The 17,474-nt window shown below is 67.5% G+C and carries 20 protein-coding genes; 8 read left to right on the forward strand and 12 right to left on the reverse strand.

What is annotated here, in order from left to right:
• Position 1: 1 nt before the first annotated feature.
• From EAO78_RS03715 to EAO78_RS03725, 3 genes are all read right to left on the reverse strand, one after another.
• Positions 2-856, reverse strand: coding sequence for an electron transfer flavoprotein subunit beta/FixA family protein (locus EAO78_RS03715; RefSeq protein WP_122104496.1), 855 nt, complete (start codon positions 854-856; stop codon positions 2-4).
• A gap of 185 nt (positions 857-1,041) precedes the next feature.
• The gene (locus EAO78_RS03720) at positions 1,042-1,371 is read right to left on the reverse strand and encodes a 4Fe-4S dicluster domain-containing protein (protein ID WP_122104497.1); all 330 of its coding nucleotides are present in this window, start codon (positions 1,369-1,371) and stop codon (positions 1,042-1,044) included.
• A 105-nt stretch (positions 1,372-1,476) separates the two neighbouring features.
• Entirely contained in the window at positions 1,477-3,534 is a 2,058-nt protein-coding gene (locus EAO78_RS03725) for an AMP-dependent synthetase/ligase (RefSeq protein ID WP_122104498.1), read from the reverse strand.
• 126 nt (positions 3,535-3,660) lie between these two features.
• On the opposite strand from EAO78_RS03725, the gene EAO78_RS03730 reads away from it, so the two are divergent.
• Positions 3,661-5,580 carry a helicase C-terminal domain-containing protein gene (locus tag EAO78_RS03730; protein WP_122104499.1) on the forward strand — a complete coding sequence of 640 codons (1,920 nt, stop codon included), beginning with the start codon at positions 3,661-3,663 and terminating at the stop codon, positions 5,578-5,580.
• A gap of 93 nt (positions 5,581-5,673) precedes the next feature.
• On the opposite strand, the gene EAO78_RS03735 is transcribed toward EAO78_RS03730, so the two are convergent.
• Positions 5,674-5,856: a hypothetical protein gene (locus tag EAO78_RS03735; RefSeq protein WP_136516479.1), complete on the reverse strand. Its 183-nt coding sequence runs from the start codon at positions 5,854-5,856 to the stop codon at positions 5,674-5,676.
• Positions 5,857-5,960: 104 nt separating this feature from the next.
• On the opposite strand from EAO78_RS03735, the gene EAO78_RS03740 reads away from it, so the two are divergent.
• Positions 5,961-6,152 carry a UPF0175 family protein gene (locus EAO78_RS03740; protein ID WP_122104501.1) on the forward strand — a complete coding sequence of 64 codons (192 nt, stop codon included), beginning with the start codon at positions 5,961-5,963 and terminating at the stop codon, positions 6,150-6,152.
• A gap of 114 nt (positions 6,153-6,266) precedes the next feature.
• On the opposite strand, the gene EAO78_RS03745 is transcribed toward EAO78_RS03740, so the two are convergent.
• Positions 6,267-6,815 (reverse strand): hypothetical protein, encoded by a 549-nt coding sequence (locus tag EAO78_RS03745; protein WP_122104502.1) that lies wholly within the window; start codon positions 6,813-6,815, stop codon positions 6,267-6,269.
• 105 nt (positions 6,816-6,920) lie between these two features.
• On the opposite strand from EAO78_RS03745, the gene EAO78_RS03750 reads away from it, so the two are divergent.
• Positions 6,921-7,334 carry a MarR family transcriptional regulator gene (locus EAO78_RS03750; protein ID WP_122104503.1) on the forward strand — a complete coding sequence of 138 codons (414 nt, stop codon included), beginning with the start codon at positions 6,921-6,923 and terminating at the stop codon, positions 7,332-7,334.
• A gap of 12 nt (positions 7,335-7,346) precedes the next feature.
• Here EAO78_RS03750 and EAO78_RS03755 read toward each other — a convergent pair whose 3' ends face one another.
• The gene (locus tag EAO78_RS03755; protein WP_122104504.1) at positions 7,347-8,450 is read right to left on the reverse strand and encodes a 60S ribosomal export protein NMD3; all 1,104 of its coding nucleotides are present in this window, start codon (positions 8,448-8,450) and stop codon (positions 7,347-7,349) included.
• A gap of 135 nt (positions 8,451-8,585) precedes the next feature.
• On the opposite strand from EAO78_RS03755, the gene EAO78_RS03760 reads away from it, so the two are divergent.
• The 4 genes from EAO78_RS03760 (at position 8,586) to hisS (ending at position 11,470) form a co-directional block, all read left to right on the forward strand.
• A complete protein-coding gene (locus tag EAO78_RS03760) occupies positions 8,586-8,939 on the forward strand; it encodes a DNA-binding protein (protein WP_122104505.1) in 354 nt (117 codons plus the stop codon).
• Positions 8,940-9,533, forward strand: coding sequence for a DUF7411 family protein (locus tag EAO78_RS03765; RefSeq protein ID WP_122104506.1), 594 nt, complete (start codon positions 8,940-8,942; stop codon positions 9,531-9,533).
• Positions 9,534-9,589: 56 nt separating this feature from the next.
• Positions 9,590-10,045, forward strand: coding sequence for a ferritin-like domain-containing protein (locus EAO78_RS03770; protein ID WP_122104507.1), 456 nt, complete (start codon positions 9,590-9,592; stop codon positions 10,043-10,045).
• A 102-nt stretch (positions 10,046-10,147) separates the two neighbouring features.
• On the forward strand, positions 10,148-11,470 hold the full coding sequence (hisS, locus tag EAO78_RS03775; protein WP_122104508.1) for a histidine--tRNA ligase: 1,323 nt from the start codon (positions 10,148-10,150) through the stop codon (positions 11,468-11,470).
• On the opposite strand, the gene EAO78_RS03780 is transcribed toward hisS, so the two are convergent.
• The 3 genes from EAO78_RS03780 to EAO78_RS03790 form a co-directional block, all read right to left on the reverse strand.
• Positions 11,461-12,144, reverse strand: coding sequence for a haloacid dehalogenase type II (locus tag EAO78_RS03780; protein ID WP_122104509.1), 684 nt, complete (start codon positions 12,142-12,144; stop codon positions 11,461-11,463). The genes hisS and EAO78_RS03780 overlap by 10 nt on opposite strands.
• 142 nt (positions 12,145-12,286) lie before the next feature.
• Positions 12,287-13,057 carry an Nmad3 family putative nucleotide modification protein gene (locus EAO78_RS03785; RefSeq protein WP_122104510.1) on the reverse strand — a complete coding sequence of 257 codons (771 nt, stop codon included), beginning with the start codon at positions 13,055-13,057 and terminating at the stop codon, positions 12,287-12,289.
• 30 nt (positions 13,058-13,087) lie between these two features.
• Entirely contained in the window at positions 13,088-13,999 is a 912-nt protein-coding gene (locus EAO78_RS03790) for an acyltransferase (RefSeq protein WP_122104511.1), read from the reverse strand.
• Between the two features lie 148 nt (positions 14,000-14,147).
• Between EAO78_RS03790 and EAO78_RS03795 the strand changes: the two genes are divergently transcribed.
• Positions 14,148-15,221 carry an aldo/keto reductase gene (locus EAO78_RS03795; RefSeq protein WP_122104512.1) on the forward strand — a complete coding sequence of 358 codons (1,074 nt, stop codon included), beginning with the start codon at positions 14,148-14,150 and terminating at the stop codon, positions 15,219-15,221.
• 156 nt (positions 15,222-15,377) lie between these two features.
• Here the strand turns inward: EAO78_RS03795 and EAO78_RS03800 are convergent, their stop codons facing one another.
• The 3 genes from EAO78_RS03800 to ubaA all read right to left on the reverse strand — a co-directional run bounded on the left by EAO78_RS03800 (position 15,378) and on the right by ubaA (position 17,130).
• Positions 15,378-15,722, reverse strand: a complete 345-nt coding sequence (locus EAO78_RS03800) for a DUF5615 family PIN-like protein (protein WP_122104513.1) — start codon at positions 15,720-15,722, stop codon at positions 15,378-15,380.
• 2 nt (positions 15,723-15,724) lie between these two features.
• Positions 15,725-16,030: a DUF433 domain-containing protein gene (locus EAO78_RS03805; RefSeq protein WP_122104514.1), complete on the reverse strand. Its 306-nt coding sequence runs from the start codon at positions 16,028-16,030 to the stop codon at positions 15,725-15,727.
• 287 nt (positions 16,031-16,317) lie between these two features.
• Positions 16,318-17,130 carry an SAMP-activating enzyme E1 gene (gene ubaA / locus EAO78_RS03810; protein ID WP_122104515.1) on the reverse strand — a complete coding sequence of 271 codons (813 nt, stop codon included), beginning with the start codon at positions 17,128-17,130 and terminating at the stop codon, positions 16,318-16,320.
• Between the last annotated feature and the right edge of the window lie 344 nt (positions 17,131-17,474).

A 17,474-nucleotide genomic window follows, 5' to 3' on the forward strand; every position in this document is an offset into this window, starting at 1 on the left:
CTCACTCACCCCCCGCGAGCGGTGCCATCTCCTCGAACACCTGCCGCATCTCCTCGTCGCGCTCGGGGTCGACCATCGTGGCCTCGCGCTCGGCGGGGGCCTTCGGGATGGGATCGACCGAGGAGACGACCGTCGGGGAGCCGTCGAGGCCGATGTAGTCCGGGTCGAGGTTGAGGTCGGCGTGGTCCCACACCGTCATGTGCTCCTCGTGGTCCGCGGCGCGCTCCCGCGTCTCCTCGCGGAGGTCCCTGTGACGCAGGCGGTGTTCGGCCCGCCGGTAGGACGGCTCGAACTCGGGATCAGCGACGACGAACGCCGGAAGCGACGTCTCGACGGTCTCTATCTCCTCGATGTCGCCCTCGACGAGCCGCTTCGCGCGCAGACGCTCCTCGTCCGGGTCGATCTCCAGGGAGACGACGTGGGTGACGATCGGCATCCCGTACGCCCAGCAGGTCTGTGGCCCGGTGTGTCCGGTCTCCCCGTCGGCGGTCTTGAAGCCCGCGAAGACGAGGTCGGGCGAGGGCTCCATCTCCTCGAGGGCGGTCGCGATCGTGATCGCCGTCGCCCACGTGTCCGCGGCCGCCATCTCGCGGTCCGACAGCAGGTAGAGGTCGTCCGCGTAGACCGACTCCATCGCCTCGCGGAGGACGTCCCCGTAGCCCGGCGGTCCCATGCTCATCACGCTCACGGTGCCGCCCTGCCGCACCTTCGTCTGTAGCGCGGCCTCGAGCGCGTGCTCGTCGTTCGGGTTCATCACCGTCGGCGTTTCTCCCCGTTCGAGGTGTCCGTCCTCGTCGAAGGAGACCTGTCCCTCCCGGAAATCCGGAACGCCTTTCGTTAGAACGACCATGTTCATTGTTACATCCCCACGTGTTCGATCCGACGGGTGGTTCCTTAATTGTTGTTCGTGTTATATGCGCGAACTCGATCCCCCGTTCGTGACGGCGACCGTCGCCTCACTCCGATTCCGGGACGAAGGACGCGGGCAGGACCGGCAGGACGCCATCCGAGGGTCGGTCGCCTGACTCAGGTCCGTCCGGCTCAGGTCCGCCCGGCTCGGCCCGCGTCGACGTCGATGGCGTCGACGGGGCAGACGTCGACGCAGATCATACAGTCGATGCACTGCGGCTCGTTGGCCGGGTCGGCCTTTATCTCGCTCTCGGGATGGCCGGGAGTATCCACCCACTCGAACACGTCGACGGGGCAGTCCTCGATGCAGGCCCCGTCGGCGAGGCAGATGTCGAAGTCGACCGCGACGTGCGTGCCGTGTATCCCCAGCTGCTCCGGCTCGTCCACGGGCCCCCAGACGTCATGCCCCTCGTGCTCGTCGACGACCTCCCTGTTCTCCTCGAAGTTGGGATCTATCGACATGTTACACGTTACCGGTTATCTATAACTATTTAAAATTGAGGTCTGATCTCCCGATCGTGTCGGGAGAGAGGTGGCCCGCGACGTCGGCTCGGGGGTGAGGCGTTCCTACTTCTCCTCGTAGATCAGTTCGATCTCGTCGGCGAAGCGGTCGAGGACCTTCCGTCGCTTCTTCTTCATCGTCGGCGTGAGCAGGTCGTTCTCCTCGGAGAACTCCTCCTCGACCAGCCGGAACCGCTTGATCCGCTCGTACGGCTCGAACGCCTCGTTCACCACGTCGACCTCCGCCCAGAATCGCTCGCGGACGCGCTCGTCCCGGCAGATCCCTCGTCGATCCGCCGGGAGGTCGATCCCCTCCGCGTCCGCCCACGCCTCGACCGCCTCGAAGCTCGGAACGAGGAGCGCCGAGACGAACTTGCGGCCGTCGCCGAGCACGACGCACTGCTCGACGAACTCGTTGGCGGCGAAGCGGTCCTCGATCGGCCCGGGCGCGACGTTCTTGCCCGTCGAGAGCACGAGCAGCTGCTTGGCCCGCTCACGGAAGGCGACGTAGCCGTCGGGACGGAGCTGGACGATGTCGCCGGTGTGAAACCACGGCTCCTCGGGGTCGCCGTCGCGCTCTCCGGGCGGGGCCCCCGCCACGACGGCCTCCTCGGGAAGCGCGTCGTGCGCCGAGAACGCCTCGCGAGTCGCGTCGGGCCGGTTCCAGTACCCCGTCGTCACCTGCGGGCCGCGAACCAGCAGTTCGCCGACGTCGCCCGGGACGTCCGCGACCTCCTCGCCGACGACGCGACCGTCGAGCGCGATCTCGGTGTCGACGACCGGCGGCCCGATGGTACCCACCTTCGGCTCCTCGGGCGGGTTGACCGCGATCACCGGCGACGTCTCCGTGAGCCCGTACCCCTCCAGTATCGGGAGGTCCATCGCGTGATACAGCGCGCAGAGCTCCGCGGACAGCGAGCCGCCGCCGGAGATGAAGAAGTCGACGTTCCCGCCGAGGGCCTCCCGCACCGACGAGAAGACGAGCCGGTCGGCGAGCGCGCGCTTCGCGTCGAGCAGCGGACCGGGATCGTCGACTTCGTGGTGGGTTCGTCCGACCGCGACGGCCCACTCGAAGATCCGCTGTTTCACCGAGGACTCGGACGCTCGATCGCGGATCGCGTCGTAGAGCTTCTCGTAGACCCGCGGAACGCTCGTCGTCGTCGTCGGCCGAACGAGTCCGAAGTCCTCCCGGAGCGTGTCGGGGCTCTCGGCGTAGCCGACGGTCGCGCCGGCCGTGAACATCATGTAGTGACCCGCCAGGCGCTCGAAGACGTGCGCGAGCGGGAGAAACGAGAGGGTGGTCGACTCCGCGGAGATCCCCGGGACCCCCGCGTCGCGGTCGGGTCGGTCCGCGAACCGCCGGTAACACTGGTTGACGTTCGACCGGAAGTTGCCGTGAGTGAGCCGAACGCCCTTCGGCTGGCCCGTCGTCCCGGAGGTGTAGATGAGGCTCGCGAGGTCGTCGACGGCGGTCGAGTCGAGCCACGACTCGTAGGCCGCCTCCTCGAAGGCCTCCGCGCCGAGTTCGTGGAGCCCGCCGAGGGAGTACACGTCCTCGTCGCCGGCGGCCGGATCGCCGACGGTCGCGTCACTGCCGCCCGCTCCGCCGCCGATCTCGTCCATGGTCACGATCGCGTCCAGGTCGTGAGCGAGGTCGTCGCGGACGTCGAGCACCTCTCCGAGGAGCGCGCGGTTCTCGACGACGACGACCGCCGCCTCGGGGTCCTCGAGCAGGTAGCGGACCTGCGACGGCGACGAGGAGGCGTACACCGTCGTGACGACCGCGCCGGCCGCGAGCGCCGCGAAGTCGACCTGCGCCCACTCCATGCGCGTTCCCGCGTAGATCGCGAGTCGGGTGTCGTCCGCGACGCCGACCTCGCGGAACCCCGCCGCGAGGTTCCGGACGATCGTCCGCATCTCCGCGTACGTGAGGCCGGCGTAGTCGCCGTCGGGGGCGGGGTCGATGACGCCCGCCGCGACGAGCGACCGGTCGTACACCCCGCCCTTGTAGCGCTGGGCGACCCGATCGGCGTTGCGCGCGGCGGAGCGCTCGAACGTTCGAGGGAGGGTCTCGCGGGCGGTGGCGTCGTCCGCGAACCGCCGCTCGGCTTCCTGCCAACTCATACCGCCGAGACTCCCGGGAGTGTCATAAACGATCCGGCTGTTGTTCGTTTCTTTCGCTCGACTGTCCCGCTCCGACTAGTCCCTCCACTCCGAGGGTTTAATTCCCGGAGCGCGCGAGGGGGTCGTGTGGACCCCGACCGGATCCCCGCGGAGTTCCCGGCTCCGAGCTTCCGCGGCACACAGGAGCGCGCGCTCGCGGACGTCCGCGACGCCTTCGCCGCCGGCAACGACGTGGTGTTGGTGCGCGCGCCGACCGGCAGCGGCAAGTCCCTGCTCGCGCGGGCCGTGATGGGATCGGCCCGAGAGGTCGCCGACGCCGCGCCGAGCGAGCCGACCGACGCGTACTACACCACCCCGCAGGTCTCCCAGCTCGACGACGTCGCGAGCGACGACCTCCTCGAGGACCTGAAGGTGATCCGCGGGAAGTCGAACTACGACTGCGTCCTTCCCGGCGAACACGACACCTCGGTCGACCGCGCGCCCTGCGCCCGCGAGCAGGGGTTCGACTGTTCGATCAAACACCGCTGTCCGTACTTCTCGGACCGGGCGATCGCCTCGTCGGGGCGGTTCGCCGCCATGACGCTCGCGTACTTCATGCGAACCGCGGGCTCGGAGGTGTTCCGGAAGCGCGACGTGGTCGTGATAGACGAGGCCCACGGGCTCGCCGAGTGGGCGGAGATGTACGCGACGATCGACCTCTCGCCCGAGCGCGTCCCGGTCTGGGACGACGTGGGCGTCCCGGACGTCGAGCGCGACGCCGGCGACGACGAGGACGCGCTCGACCGCACCGCCCGGTTCGTCGAGAGCCTCCGCGACGTGGCGAAGCGGGCGAAAGACGAGCTGACGGGACGGTCCGAGTTGAGCCGCGAGGAGGTCGCGAGGCGCGACCGGCTCGGCGAACTGATCTCCGAGTTGGGCTGGTTCCTCGAGGACTACCGGGACCTCGACTCGCCGACGACCTGGGTCGTCGACCAGCCCGACGGCGAGGGGTCGGCGATCGCGATCAAGCCGCTCGACCCCGCGCGCTACCTCAGACACACCGTCTGGGACCGCGGCGAGAGGTTCGCGCTGCTGTCGGCGACGATCCTCTCGAAGGAGGCGTTCTGTCGGGGGGTCGGACTCGATCCCGCGAACGTGGCGCTCGTCGACGTCGAGCACACCTTCCCGCTCACGAATCGTCCCCTCTACGACGTGACGCAGGGGCCGATGACCTACGAGCACCGGGACGAGACGGTGCCGAGGATCGCCCGCCTGATCGTCCGGCTGATGGCCGAACACCCCGACGAGAAGGGGTTGATCCACGCACACTCCTACGACATCGCGGGACGGCTCGTCGAGAAGCTGGGCGAGTTCGGCGTCGCCGCGCGCGTCCGTCGACACACGCGATCGAACCGCGATGCCGAACTCGAGGCGTGGAAAGCGAGTTCCGATCCCGAGGTGTTCGTCTCCGTGAAGATGGAGGAGGCGCTCGATCTGGAGGGAGACCTCTGTCGCTGGCAGGTGGTGTGTAAGGCGCCCTACCGCAACACCAACGACTCGCGGGTCGCCCGGCGGCTGGCCGACGGGCAGTGGCCGTGGTACCATCGAACCGCGCTGCGCACCGTGATACAGGCGTGCGGCCGCGTCGTTCGCGCGCCCGACGACCACGGGGCGACGTACCTCGCGGACGACTCGCTTCTGGACCTCTTCGATCGCGCGGCGGCGGACACCCCGCCGTGGTTCCGCGACCAGATCGACGCGATGACGACCCCCGATCTCCCCGAGTTCGACCCGTCGGCCGCGCTCGCGGGGATCGACGCCGACCCGTCCGGTCCCGGTCGCGCCGGCCGCCGGAACGGCAGGTCGGGTGGTTCCGCATCCTCCGGGCGGCCGGGCAAATCGAGCGGCAGCGCCGGAAGCGCCGGCGGAACGTCGGGGCGTTCGGAGTCGACCGGCACGGGCGGATCGACGGGCGCGACCGACGACGGGACGACGCGTACCCGCTCCGAGGCCGACGCCGAGCGCCGGGAGGACCACCCGCTCTCGGACGTCTGGGGCGACGGTTGAACGACGGACGACCGGCGGGAGGCGGTTGAGCGGGTCGCCGACTGCCGGGTGACGACCGCGACGGTTCGTTCGTTCGGGACCGTCCGACCGGTCTCAGAGGAAGCTGACGCCCCAGGCGACCATGGAACTCACCATGAGGAACGCGAAGAACAGCGCGATGGCCTGTTGTCTGTCCATGTTCGGGTTCGACCGCAGAGACGCATAATTCCTCCGGGCCTCCGTCGACAGCGAGAGGGTGATCTCGCCCGTCGTATCGGTGTGTGGATGAGGGATCATTATATATTCCCCGCCGGTGGTGTGACACATTATATCGTATAAGGTGTATCAGGGTCCTGAATGAATTAGTAAGGTTCATAAACGTTCACGTTGGATACGTGGGTATGGCAACGAACGCGCTGTCGAGTGCGCTGACGCTGTACGGTGCGCGAACGCTGACGCTCGAACAGGCGGCGACGCAGGCGGGCGTCAGCGAGGCCGAGTTCGTCCGGCAACTGGAGCGACGCGGCATCGAGGTAACCGAGGCCGAGCGCTCGGCAGCGTTCGAGAGCGACCACACCGCTCGCGCGGACTGATCGGCCCCTCGATCGGGACCGATCCGACTCCCGACCCGAACCGGCTCGACAGAGACCCCCCACGCCGACTCGCGTTCACCACCGGTTTTATCGGAAATATCCCATACACTGCTGTCACGGAAGGTTCTCAGCCGCTTCGACGAGCTTCTCCTCAGTTTGCCAGCGATACAGCCACCCTTCCTGGTCGAATAGCTCGAAGACGCCATCCTGCATCCAACCAAACGGATGCTCCTCGTCCTCGTATTCCCGCTTAAGGACGTGACTCTTCGAAAAGTACTCCGTCGTGCCGACGAGGAGTCCCTGTTCGACGAGAAAGTCGCTCGCGTCCTTCTCGGCGATACCAACGAGGTACGTCACGATATCAGCGATGAGGCAGAACTTCTGGATGCTGTTGTCCCACTCTCCTCGAATATCCACCATCCGGAAGGCGTAGGCGTTCTGCCGGCGATTGAGACGATCGACCACCAGATTCAGCCGACGGATCGGCTCTCGTTCGTAGTTTCCGAGTACGAAATACGACCGATCGTTCTCGTAGACAGGAGTCAACTCGCTCAGAGTGTGAAGAATGTCTTCGTTGTCCGCCAGCGTGATCTCTTCCTCATCGAGTTGATCCTTCGCGCTGGTCAGGATCTCCTCGGAGACAGGCAGCACTTCGTCGGACAGACACCGATCCTCTCAACGGCACATGAGATGATTTATGAAGTAATTTACTATAGAGTAGTTTACTCAAGAGCAAATTGCTTGTCGCCGAGGCGTGTACCATGTCGTATGAGTACCGATCTGGGAGCTACCGAGGGAATCGAATCCCGCGAACTCGTTCACTTCGTCACCCAACAGACGCGATTCGCGCTCATCAACAACATCCTCCAGCATCCCGACCAGCTCGCTTCGATGTACGAACTCGAGGAGCTCAACCCCAGCGTGAGCGATGCCACCGTCTACAAGCATATCCAGAAGCTTATCGACGCCGGCATCGTCAGGGAAGTCGCACTCGAGGACGACCAGCGCCGGCAGGGATATCCCTGGAAGTTCTACGGCCTTACGGAGGAGGGGCGAGATTTCCTCGAGAAACACGATCTTCTCGCCGCGGAAGAGACTCTCCAACGGATCTATGAGAGCATCTCAGACAAGCCCGAAAAGATGACCAAATACGAGAACGCACCCCGCCCTGACGCTACGTGACGACCGCGGCCGCTATTCGCGCGGGACGAGGTGAACGTCGTCGCCGTGTTTGAACGCCCATACGGTGTCGGCGTCGTCGACGAAGTCGGGATTCGGAACCGTCCGCGCCTCGTACGTCTCCGGGTCGAGCACCTGGATCGCTCGGTCGTCCTCGACGGTCACGACGGTCGTCTCCGCGGCGTCGTCCCGGCTGCCGAGCCGGGTCGCCTCCGGCGTCTCGCCCTCGTCGAACGCGGAGGCGTACTCCTCGCCGGTAGCGAGCCGGATCCCCTGGATCCGGCCGGAGACGCCGGTGACGAGCACCGGACCGTCGTCGTCCCCGGGATCGAGTATCTCGCCCGGCGCGTACCTCGGGAGCCGGACCGCGAACGTCACGCGGTACACCTCGTTGCCGTCGCCGTCCTCCGTGACGAGCGTCGGGTACGACTCGAAACTCCCGCCCAGTTCCTCCGTGATCCGCGTCGCGACGTTCTGTGCGAGGCGGTTCGAGGAGACCTTCACGTCGGGGCCGTCGTCGGTCTCCTTCACCTCCGTGATGAACGCCTCGCGGTCGCCCTTCGCCTCCTGGTCGGCGACGTACGACTCCGCGATCTCGAGCGCCTCGGCACGCTCCTCGACGGTCAACTCCCGGCCGTCCGCGCGCACCTGGACCACGCCGGCGTAGTAGCCGCCGGCGATCCGACCGCAGCGGTCGCAGGTCCCCCGTGACACCTTCACCGGGACCGTCACCTCCGCCGAGCGGAGCGTTCCGCGAACGACGCCCGAGAAGCGGCAGTGCATCCGGACCGTGTTCTCGTCGACCTGTTCGGGCTCGACGCCCCACTCGACGTCCTCGGCGGCGACGTGAACGCCGAGCGCCTCCGCGACCTCGTCGACCGCGACGTCGGTGTAGTCGCGGGCACCCACGTCCCGCCAGGACTCCCCGCGGCGGACCGCCCCGCAGCCCGAACAGACGAGCACCTCGATCCGGTCCGGCGCGTCCACGAGTTCGAAGTCCTCGAAGTAGCAGTCGTCACACAACAGCGCGTCCCGCCCCGTCGGATCGCCGGGTAGGGGGTCGCGACGCTCGGGGACGGCGTCGCCACACCGGGGACAGAACTCCCGCGACTCGCTCATGACCGCGGATACGGCGGTGAGCCGTTTAAGCGACCCGAACCGGACGTCGACGCGGAACGGGAACGGACCGTCGGGTCGTCGGAACGCGGCCGATCCTCCGAAATCGTTTTTCGCCCGGACCGAGAACGGACGTGTATGAGCGGCAACCCCGACGACGAACGGCTCGAGGAACTGCGCGAGAAGAAGATGCAGGAGCTGCAGGACCGAGCGGGCGAGGGCGGCGACGCCGCCGAGGCCCAACAGGAGGCCCAACAGCGCGCGGAGGCCCAACAGGAGGCGGTCCTCAAACAGTACCTGACCGACGGCGCGCGCCAGCGGCTCAACGCGGTCGAGATGTCGAAACCGGAGTTCGCCAAGAAGGTCAAACAGCAGGTCGCGTCGCTGGCACAGAGCGGCCGCGTCCAGGGACGCATCGACGAGGACCAGATGCGTGACCTGCTCAAGGAGCTCCAGCCCGAACAGAAGAGCTTCGACATCCGGCGGCGGTAGATGGAGCTCGCGCTGCTGTACAGCGGGGGAAAGGACTCCTCGCTCGCCGCCGCCCTGCTCGATCGCTTTTACGACGTCCGGTGTGTGACCGGGAGCTTCGGGCTCACGGACGACTGGGAGCACGCCGAGCGCGCGGCCGCACAGATCGGCTTCCCGTTCGAGCGGATCGAACTCGACCGCGCGGTCGCCGAGGAGGCGGCGGAGCGCATGATCGCCGACGGCTACCCACGCAACGGGATCCAGCGAGTCCACGAGCACGCCCTCGAGACCATCGCCGAACGCGACGTCGACGCGATCGCCGACGGGAGTCGCCGGGACGACCGGGTTCCGACCGTCTCGCGCGCGCAAGCACAGAGCCTCGAGGACCGGCACGGCGTCGACTACATCTCGCCGCTCTCGGGGTTCGGGCGGCACGCGGTCGACCGGCTCGTCGAGGCGACCTTCGAGGTCGAACAGGGTCCGAGCGAGGAGGTGCCGAAGGCGGACTACGAGGACGAACTGCGGGCGCTCATCGCCGAGGAGCACGGCGAGGAGACCGTCGCGGACGTGTTCCCGGACCACGACCAGACGTACGTCCACGGGCGGAACGACTGAGCGGGCGGGTGCTCGGAGCCGGAACGGCTTTCGGTCCGGGACGGCTAGGTGGAGACATGGCATCCGACCGCGTCATCGACCTGCTCCGAGAGGCGTACGCCGACGAGATCGAGACCGTGATGAACTACCAGACGAACGCGATCGTCCTCGACGGCGTGCGGGCCGAGGAGATCAAAGAGAGCCTCAAGACGGACATCCAGGAGGAGCTCGGCCACGCCGAGGCGCTCGGCCAGCGGCTCAAACAGCTCGACGCGCGTCCGCCGGGGTCCGCGGAGTTCACCGCCCGACAGGACTCGCTCCAGCCGCCCGAGGACTCCACCGACGTGCTCGCCGTCATCGAGGGCGTGCTCGAGGCCGAGGAGGGCGCGATAGACACCTACCGGGACCTGATAGACGCCGCCGAGGAGGCGGACGACCCCGTGACCGAGGACCTCGCCGTGACGCTCCTCTCCGACGAGGAGGCCCACCGCACCGAGTTCCGCGGGTTCCAGAAGGAGTATCGGAGCGAATAGCCGCGGCTCGCCGTCGCCGCTTCCACTGCTTCCACCACCTCCACCGCTTTCACGCGCTCCCGAAAGGATGGTTTCAAGCGGGCGCTCGCCGAACCCGCGTCCATGTACGAGGGACTCAAAGGGTTTCGCGACTTCTACCCCGGGGAGCAGTCGGCCCGCCGGGAGGTGACCGACGCGATCGAGGGAGCGGCCGCGCGGTACGGCTTCCGCGAGGTCGCGACGCCCGCGCTCGAGCGGACGGAGATGTACGTCGACAAGTCCGGCGAGGAGATCGTCGACGAGCTGTACGCCTTCGAGGACAAGGGCGGCCGCGAGGTGTCTCTCACGCCCGAGCTCACGCCGACGGTCGCCCGGATGGTCGTCGCGAAGGGACAGGAGCTCTCGAAGCCGATCAAGTGGGTCTCCACCCGCCCGTTCTGGCGCTACGAACAGGTCCAGCAGGGCCGGTTCCGCGAGTTCTACCAGACCAACATCGACGTCTTCGGCTCGTCCGCGCCGGAGGCCGACGCCGAGGTGCTCGCGGTCGCCGCCGACGCGCTCACCGATCTCGGGCTCACCGGCGACGACTTCGAGTTCCGCGTCTCCCACCGCGACGTGCTCGGCGGGCTCGTCCGTGCGCTCGCCGACGACCCCGACGCAGTCGACACGACGGCCGCGATCCGCGCGGTCGACAAGCGCGCGAAGGTGGACGACGGGGAGTACTTCGGCCTGCTGTCTGACGCCGGGCTCGACCGCGCGACCGCCCGGGAGTTCGACGACCTGATCACGGACGTGGACGCGCCCGAGGACCTCGACGCGGTCGCGGCGGCGGGCGACGACGCGGTCGAGGCCGCCGTCGAGAACCTCCGGAACGTGCTCGCCGCCGCCGACGACTTCGGCGCTGGCGAGTTCTGTGAGATATCCCTGACGACCGCCCGCGGGCTCGACTACTACACCGGCGTCGTCTTCGAGTGTTTCGACTCCACCGGCGAAGTCTCCCGCTCCGTCTTCGGCGGCGGCCGCTACGACGACCTGATCGAGAGCTTCGGCGGCCAGCCCACCCCCGCGGTCGGAGTCGCGCCCGGTCACGCGACGCTCAAGCTGCTGTGTCAGCGCGCCGGCGTCTGGCCCGACGAGGCGCTCTCGACCGACTACTACGTCCTCTCCGTCGGCGACACCCGCCGGAAGGCGGCCGAGATCGCTCGCGACCTCCGGGCGCTCGACGACGACGCCGTGGTCGAACACGACGTCTCGGACCGCTCGTTCGGCGCGCAACTGGGCTACGCCGACTCGATCAACGCGGAGACCGTGGTCGTCGTCGGCGAGCGCGACCTCGCGAACGGGGAGGTGACGGTGAAGGACATGGAGAGCGGCGACGAGACGACCGCACCGGTCGAGGAGTTCCCGCCGGAGTCCGGCCTGCCGACCTACGACGACTACGAGTGAGCGGCCGCGACCGCCTCCGGGACGTCGGAGAGCGCCTCGACGGTCGCGGTCGGTTCCGTCCCGATCCGCTCGAAGGGGTCGTTCGCCCGGTTCACCCAGACCGTCTCCATCCCCGCGCTCCCCGCGCCCGCGACGTCCCAGGCGTTCCCGGAGACGAGCCAGCAGTCGCCGATCGGCTCGTCGAGCTCGGCGGCCGCGGTCTCGTAGACCGCGGGGGCGGGTTTGTACGTGCCGGCGGCGTCGGCGCTGACGAGCGCGTCGAGCGCCTCGGAGAGACCTGCGTTCGCCGCCAGCGTCGACAGCATCTCCGGGTTCCCGTTCGACAGCACGGCGACGGTGTGGCCGGTCGACGAGAGCGCCTCGAGCGCGTCCATCGCGCCCGGGAACGGCTCCAGCCTCTCGTACGAGCCGAGGATCCGCTCTCTCGTCTCCGCGTCGGGCGCGAGGTCGTACCGGTCGAGCGCGAACGCGAGCGCGTCCCGCGTCACCGACCAGAAGGGTCGGTACGCCTCCATCAGCGCGAGCTGGTAGCTGTACCGGAGCTGTCTGGCGCGCCAGGTGGTCTCGACCGCGTCGACGAGCGAGTCGGCGACGTCGAGCTCCCGGCGGAGCGTCCGCGTCACGCTCGCCGTGTTACAGAGCGTGCCGTACATGTCGAAACAGATCGCTGCCATACCGGCACGTGGGTCCCGCTCGGAAAGAAACCGCGGGGTACCCGCGATCCGCGTCGGGTGACGGTGACGACGAGGTGTGGACGACGGAATGGAGGTGGCGGTGTGTGGACGAGGTGATGGCGGTGGCGTGGGAACCGGTCGCTCACGCCCACCGGATCCGGTCCAGCACCGTCGCCGTCGCGGGCTCGTCGAACCGCATGGGTCGTCGCCACCAGGGCCCCTTCCCGGAGTCGCTCGAGAGCTCGGTCACGAGGTCGTTCGCGTCCGCGCCCGTGGCCGGTGTGCTCAAGGGGACCACGCGGTCGAAGAGCCCCGACTCGTCCGGGTCGCCGGCGACGACGACCCGTGCATCGAAGGGGTCGCGTTTGAGGTGGGCGTTCGTCGGGACGACCTCGGCGGCCGCCTCGCGGTCGGGACCCTCGAGGATCCGTTGGACCCGGAGCCCGGCGAACAGGTACGCGCCCCAGTCGGGCGCGAGGTCGTCGTCGACGACGGATCCGTCGACCACCGTCGAATCGGGGTCAGCGCCGTCCGCGCCGGGACCGTTCCACCCGACCGGCCGGAGCGCGAGCGTCGCGTAGAACAGCAGCCAGTCACCCGGCTCGAGGTCGGCGATCGGGGCGGCCTTGATCGCGTAGGGGTCGCCGTAGGTCGCGCGTTCGCGGCCGTGAACGCCCGGGAACTCCGGGTCCATGTGGACCGGTCGATCCCGGAGCGAGTCGGGAAGCGAGAAGGGGAGATCACAGTCGTCGTACGTCGGGAGCGGCTCGTCGACCGGGAATCGGTCCCGGGAGAGCGTCGCCGCCGACTCCGGGATCGGGACGTACGCGAACGAGCCCTCGGGGTACACCGGCCCGCGGAAGCCGGGCTCGTTGGTGTTGGCGGCGACGTTGACGGCGACGGCACGGGTCACGGGTGAGCGAGAGGATCCGACGCGGTGTGCTTACTTCGGCGTTTCCGGCGGGCGGAGGTCGCGATCGAACTCGTCGAAGCGGTCGAGGTCCTCGGGAAGCTCGTACTCGATCTCGCGCTCGTCGCTCCGGTCGGGGAGCCGACCGTCCTCGAGCTCCTCGGCCGCGTCCTCCCAACCGGGCTTCACGCGGATGCTGCGCGCGGGCGTCCCGACCGCGACGTGGTGGGCCGGGACGTCGCCCTGGACGACCGCGCGCGCGCCGACGACGCTGTTCTCGCCGATACGACAGCCGGCCCGCACCATCGCGTCGTAGGTGACGCGGGCGTCGTCGCCGATGGCGGTGTGGAAGTTGCGGACCGCGGTCTGGTCGACGAGGTCGTGGTCGTGGCTGTAGACGTGGACGCCGTCGGAGATCGACGCGCGGTCGCCGATCGTCAGCTTGCCGCGGTCGTCGAGGTGGACGTCGTCGTGGATCACGACGTTGTCGCCGATCTCGATGTTGTGGCCGTAGGTGAACGAGATCCCCTTGAAGAAGCGGCAGCCGTCGCCGCACTCCGCGAACAGGTGGTTCCCGAGCATCCGCCGGAACCGTAGCGCGAACTCGACGTTGTCGGCCATCGGCGTGGCGTCGAACTGCCGCCAGAGCCACTGGAGGTGTTTCGACCGCTGGAACGTCTCCTCGTCCTTTTCGGCGTAATACTCGGACTCGAGCGTGGCGTTACACGGGTCGTATCCCTGGAGTCGGACGCGCTCGGCCTTCGAGACGTCCTCGCCCGCCTGCCAGTCCTCCCACCGCTCGCGGTCGCCGTGGAGGTCGATCAGCGTGTCCCGAACGACGTCACAGGTGTCCTCCGTCGAGGAGAGCCGGTCGTCCACCTCGTCGATGAACCCCTGGACCGACGCCTCCGCGTCGTCCGGCAGGGACACGTGTCGCTTTGTCATCGCCGATGGTTCGGCCGGGATCCTCAAATGGGTTCGGTTGTGCGACCCGGACGCCATCGTGCGACCGGATGGTATTAATTCCCGCGGCGATCCTCACCGGGCGGCGGCGACCGCGTCGGATAAGTGCCCGCGTACCCAACGCCGGCGTATGCAACACCGAGAACTCGGGACCTCCGGCGTCGAGGTGTCGGAGATCGGCTTCGGCGCGTGGGTCGTCGGGACGGACTGGTGGGGCGACCGCTCGGACGAGCAGGCGGTCGGAATGGTCCGGGACGCTCTCGACGCGGGAGTCACCTACGTCGACACCGGCGACGTGTACGGCCACGGCGAGTCGGAGCGGATCGTCGGGGAGGCGATCGCGGACCGCCGCGAGGAGGTCACGCTGGCGACGAAGGTCGGCTACGACTTCTACGACAACCCGCAGGCGGGCCACGGCGAGCTCCCGAAGGAGCTGAACGAGGGGTACCTCCGCGAGGCGCTCGAGTCCTCGCTCGACCGGCTCGACACGGACTACGTCGACCTCCTCCAGTTACACAACGCCAACGTCGACGAGGTCACGCCCGAGGTCCGCGACCTCCTGCGCGAGTGGAAATCGGAGGGACGCGTCCGGGCGCTCGGCTGGGCGCTGGGCCCCTCCATCGGCTGGCTCGCGGAGGGCGACGCCGCCGTCGAGTACGAGGAGTTCGACGCGGTCCAGACCGTCTTCAACCTCTTCGAGCAGGAGCCCGGCCGCCACTTCATCGACACGATCCGCGAGACGGGCTCGGACACCTCCGTCATCGCGCGCGTCCCGCACTCCTCTGGATTGCTCAACGAGCAGGTGACGCCCGACACCGTTCTCGAGGACGGCGACCACCGCTCGCACCGCCCGACGGAGTGGTACGAGGCCGGCTGGGAGAAGGTCGAGGCGATCCGCTTCCTCGAGGAGCCCGACCACGCGACCGGGAGTCGAACCCTGAGTCAGGCGTCGATCCGTTGGCTGCTGGCCCACGACGAGGTCGCCTCGGTGACGCCCACGTTCCGCGACGGCGACGACATCGCGGAGTGGAGCGCCGCCAGCGACGTGGCTCCGATCTCCGAGGCCGAGTACGATCGGCTCGAGGAGCTGTACGCGCGGAACTTCGACATCGACCGCGACGACGGGATGGACGCGCTCCGGACCTCCGTCGACGGCGAGGACATCGCGGCCGCGGGCCTCGACAAGCGCGCCGCCTCGTACTGAGTCGGACGGGACGACGGACGGGCTCCGGAACGGGGCGCTCTTTCGGTTCGTCTGTTTTGTTACAGAATGGCTCTGTTGAAGCCCTTAGCGAGGGATATGTTAGTCTCCACTGCGGTCAGTACAGATGACGCACGTCCCACCCGCTTCGCTCGTGACTCACAGCCAGTCCGGAGTAACGTACGTCACTGTATCCATCGCCTCTCGGTTGGGGAACGCTTCGATAATGCGTTGGATAATGTGATAGAGTTCGTGCGGGGAAAGCGACTGATCGGGGACGTAAAACACGCCACTGTGCGAGTCGGACGGCATCCGGACGAAGTCGTCGTCGCTGGTGACGATGAGACGATTCTCTTCGACGGCGTACCGGCGAATCGTGGTGTCGTCGACGCCCTCGCCTAACTCGCTCACGTCGACGACACGCTCTACGTCGTGGCCTGCCTTGTCGAGTTTGTCAGCCAGTGGTGCCGCGATGTTCTCGTCAAGCAGAAACGACACCTGCATACCTACGAGTCCGGGAGGTCTTCGGGCCCGGTGATGATTCTCGGGTCTTCCTCTGCGGCTTCGTGAAGCTCTCCGCGGCGTTCTTCGACCGCCCGCATCTCTTCGGGGTGGTCGTGATAGTACGCCAGTGCGTGGTAGACTTCCGAGGCGGTGAGGTCAAAGCGGTCCGCAACCGTCTGCGCGTCAAGGCCGCGCCCTTCGACCAGCGCGTGAACGTGACTCACGGTGATTCGCCGATCCCGAATGTGTGGTTCGTCGTGAATCTCCGACTCGTCACCTGAGACGACGGTAGTCATCTGCTTTGACATGGTGGATACTACCAATGCAGTGGTCTTCAGTCTTTGCCGGGACAGGGAGTCAGCCGCAGGTGCTTTGTGGGATACAGCCGAAGATCACCACCCACTTTCGTATTGGTTGGTCTACAAACGTAGCAACCGATACAGCTCAACTTGTACTGGCCGCAATCGGATCAGAACCCGTCGCCTTTCGAGGGTCACAACAGAGCGCTCAACGCGAATCGGAGCCAACGTTTCCCACTGTTCGCGACGTCGTCTCACGTCTCGAGGTGCTCGCTTCGCTCGCACCTCGCAACCGCTCAGTCCGCGTCGATCCGACAGCCGCCCGTGTAGTCGATCCCGTCGATCGTCTCGATCCCGTCCTCGCCACACACCGGACAGTCGGGGTTCCGTTGGTAGGGCACGGTCTCGAACGTCATGTCCATGGCGTCGTAGAACAACAGCCGCCCCTCGAGCGGCTCGCCCGTGTCGAGCAGGAGCTTGACCGCCTCCGTCGCCTGGATACAGCCGAGCGTTCCAGGGAGCACACCGAGCACCCCGGTCGTCGCACAGTCGGGGACGGTCCCCGGCTCGGGCGCCTCCGGGAACAGACACCGGTAGCAGGGCCCGTCGGGGACGAGCGTCGTCGCCTGCCCCTCGAACTTGTAGATCGCGCCGTGAGCGACCGGCACCTCCTCGATCCGGGCGGCGTCGTTGACGACGTACCGCGTCCGGAAGTTGTCCGCGCAGTCGACGACGACGTCGTACGCGCCGATCAGCTCGCGGGCGTTGTCCACATCGAGACGCGTCTCGTGGGTCTCCACCTCGATGTCGGGGTTGAGCCGGTCGACGAACCGCGCCGCCGACTCGACCTTGGGCTCGCCGACGTCGCCATCGCCGTGGATCACCTGCCGCTGGAGGTTCGAACGCTCGACTACGTCGTCGTCGACGATGCCGAGGGTGCCGACGCCGGCGGCCGCGAGGTACTGGATGACGGGCGCGCCGAGCCCGCCGGCCCCGAGGACGAGCGCGCTGCTCTCTAAGAGTCGCTTCTGGCCCTCCGGGCCGACCTCCTCCATGATGATGTGTCTGGAGTACCGGTCGAGCTGCGTGGAATCGAGAGAGAGGCTCATACGCGAGTGTGGGTGACCGTCGGGTATAACGGCTTTCCCGGCAGTACCGACGGCGGACCGTGACCGCAGAGAACCTCTCCAAAGCCCCAGTCGCTCGGCGATACGTATATCATGATGGAACTCCCGAGAACAACGTCTCCAAAGCCCCAGCCGCGAGGAGCGCGCACGCTCGCTGTGCTCCTCGATCGCTCGTTTCACTCGCTCCCTGCGGTGTCGCCGGCGCTTTGCGCCGGCTGTTTGAGGGACCTCTAGTGATAGTCATAACTTTTGAATAGATAGGAAGCGATCTATCCATGACTTTGCGAAGCTTATCCGATCGGCGTAGTCGTGAAAGATCGAACAGA

It is taken from the genome of Halobellus captivus (genome assembly GCF_003697845.1).
GTDB classification, from domain to species: Archaea; Halobacteriota; Halobacteria; order Halobacteriales; family Haloferacaceae; genus Halorubrum; species Halorubrum glutamatedens.

What these genes read in the sequence shown, in the direction of transcription:
- EAO78_RS03715 (WP_122104496.1), bottom strand. Translation starts at nt 856, where the DNA reads ATGAACATGGTCGTTCTAACGAAAGGCGTTCCGGATTTCCGGGAGGGA.
- EAO78_RS03720 (WP_122104497.1), bottom strand. Translation starts at nt 1,371, where the DNA reads ATGTCGATAGATCCCAACTTCGAGGAGAACAGGGAGGTCGTCGACGAG.
- EAO78_RS03725 (WP_122104498.1), bottom strand. Translation starts at nt 3,534, where the DNA reads ATGAGTTGGCAGGAAGCCGAGCGGCGGTTCGCGGACGACGCCACCGCC.
- EAO78_RS03735 (WP_136516479.1), bottom strand. Translation starts at nt 5,856, where the DNA reads ATGATCCCTCATCCACACACCGATACGACGGGCGAGATCACCCTCTCG.
- EAO78_RS03740 (WP_122104501.1), top strand. Translation starts at nt 5,961, where the DNA reads ATGGCAACGAACGCGCTGTCGAGTGCGCTGACGCTGTACGGTGCGCGA.
- EAO78_RS03750 (WP_122104503.1), top strand. Translation starts at nt 6,921, where the DNA reads ATGAGTACCGATCTGGGAGCTACCGAGGGAATCGAATCCCGCGAACTC.
- EAO78_RS03755 (WP_122104504.1), bottom strand. Translation starts at nt 8,450, where the DNA reads ATGAGCGAGTCGCGGGAGTTCTGTCCCCGGTGTGGCGACGCCGTCCCC.
- EAO78_RS03760 (WP_122104505.1), top strand. Translation starts at nt 8,586, where the DNA reads ATGAGCGGCAACCCCGACGACGAACGGCTCGAGGAACTGCGCGAGAAG.
- EAO78_RS03765 (WP_122104506.1), top strand. Translation starts at nt 8,940, where the DNA reads ATGGAGCTCGCGCTGCTGTACAGCGGGGGAAAGGACTCCTCGCTCGCC.
- EAO78_RS03770 (WP_122104507.1), top strand. Translation starts at nt 9,590, where the DNA reads ATGGCATCCGACCGCGTCATCGACCTGCTCCGAGAGGCGTACGCCGAC.
- hisS (WP_122104508.1), top strand. Translation starts at nt 10,148, where the DNA reads ATGTACGAGGGACTCAAAGGGTTTCGCGACTTCTACCCCGGGGAGCAG.
- EAO78_RS03780 (WP_122104509.1), bottom strand. Translation starts at nt 12,144, where the DNA reads ATGGCAGCGATCTGTTTCGACATGTACGGCACGCTCTGTAACACGGCG.
- EAO78_RS03790 (WP_122104511.1), bottom strand. Translation starts at nt 13,999, where the DNA reads ATGACAAAGCGACACGTGTCCCTGCCGGACGACGCGGAGGCGTCGGTC.
- EAO78_RS03795 (WP_122104512.1), top strand. Translation starts at nt 14,148, where the DNA reads ATGCAACACCGAGAACTCGGGACCTCCGGCGTCGAGGTGTCGGAGATC.
- EAO78_RS03800 (WP_122104513.1), bottom strand. Translation starts at nt 15,722, where the DNA reads ATGCAGGTGTCGTTTCTGCTTGACGAGAACATCGCGGCACCACTGGCT.
- EAO78_RS03805 (WP_122104514.1), bottom strand. Translation starts at nt 16,030, where the DNA reads ATGTCAAAGCAGATGACTACCGTCGTCTCAGGTGACGAGTCGGAGATT.
- ubaA (WP_122104515.1), bottom strand. Translation starts at nt 17,130, where the DNA reads ATGAGCCTCTCTCTCGATTCCACGCAGCTCGACCGGTACTCCAGACAC.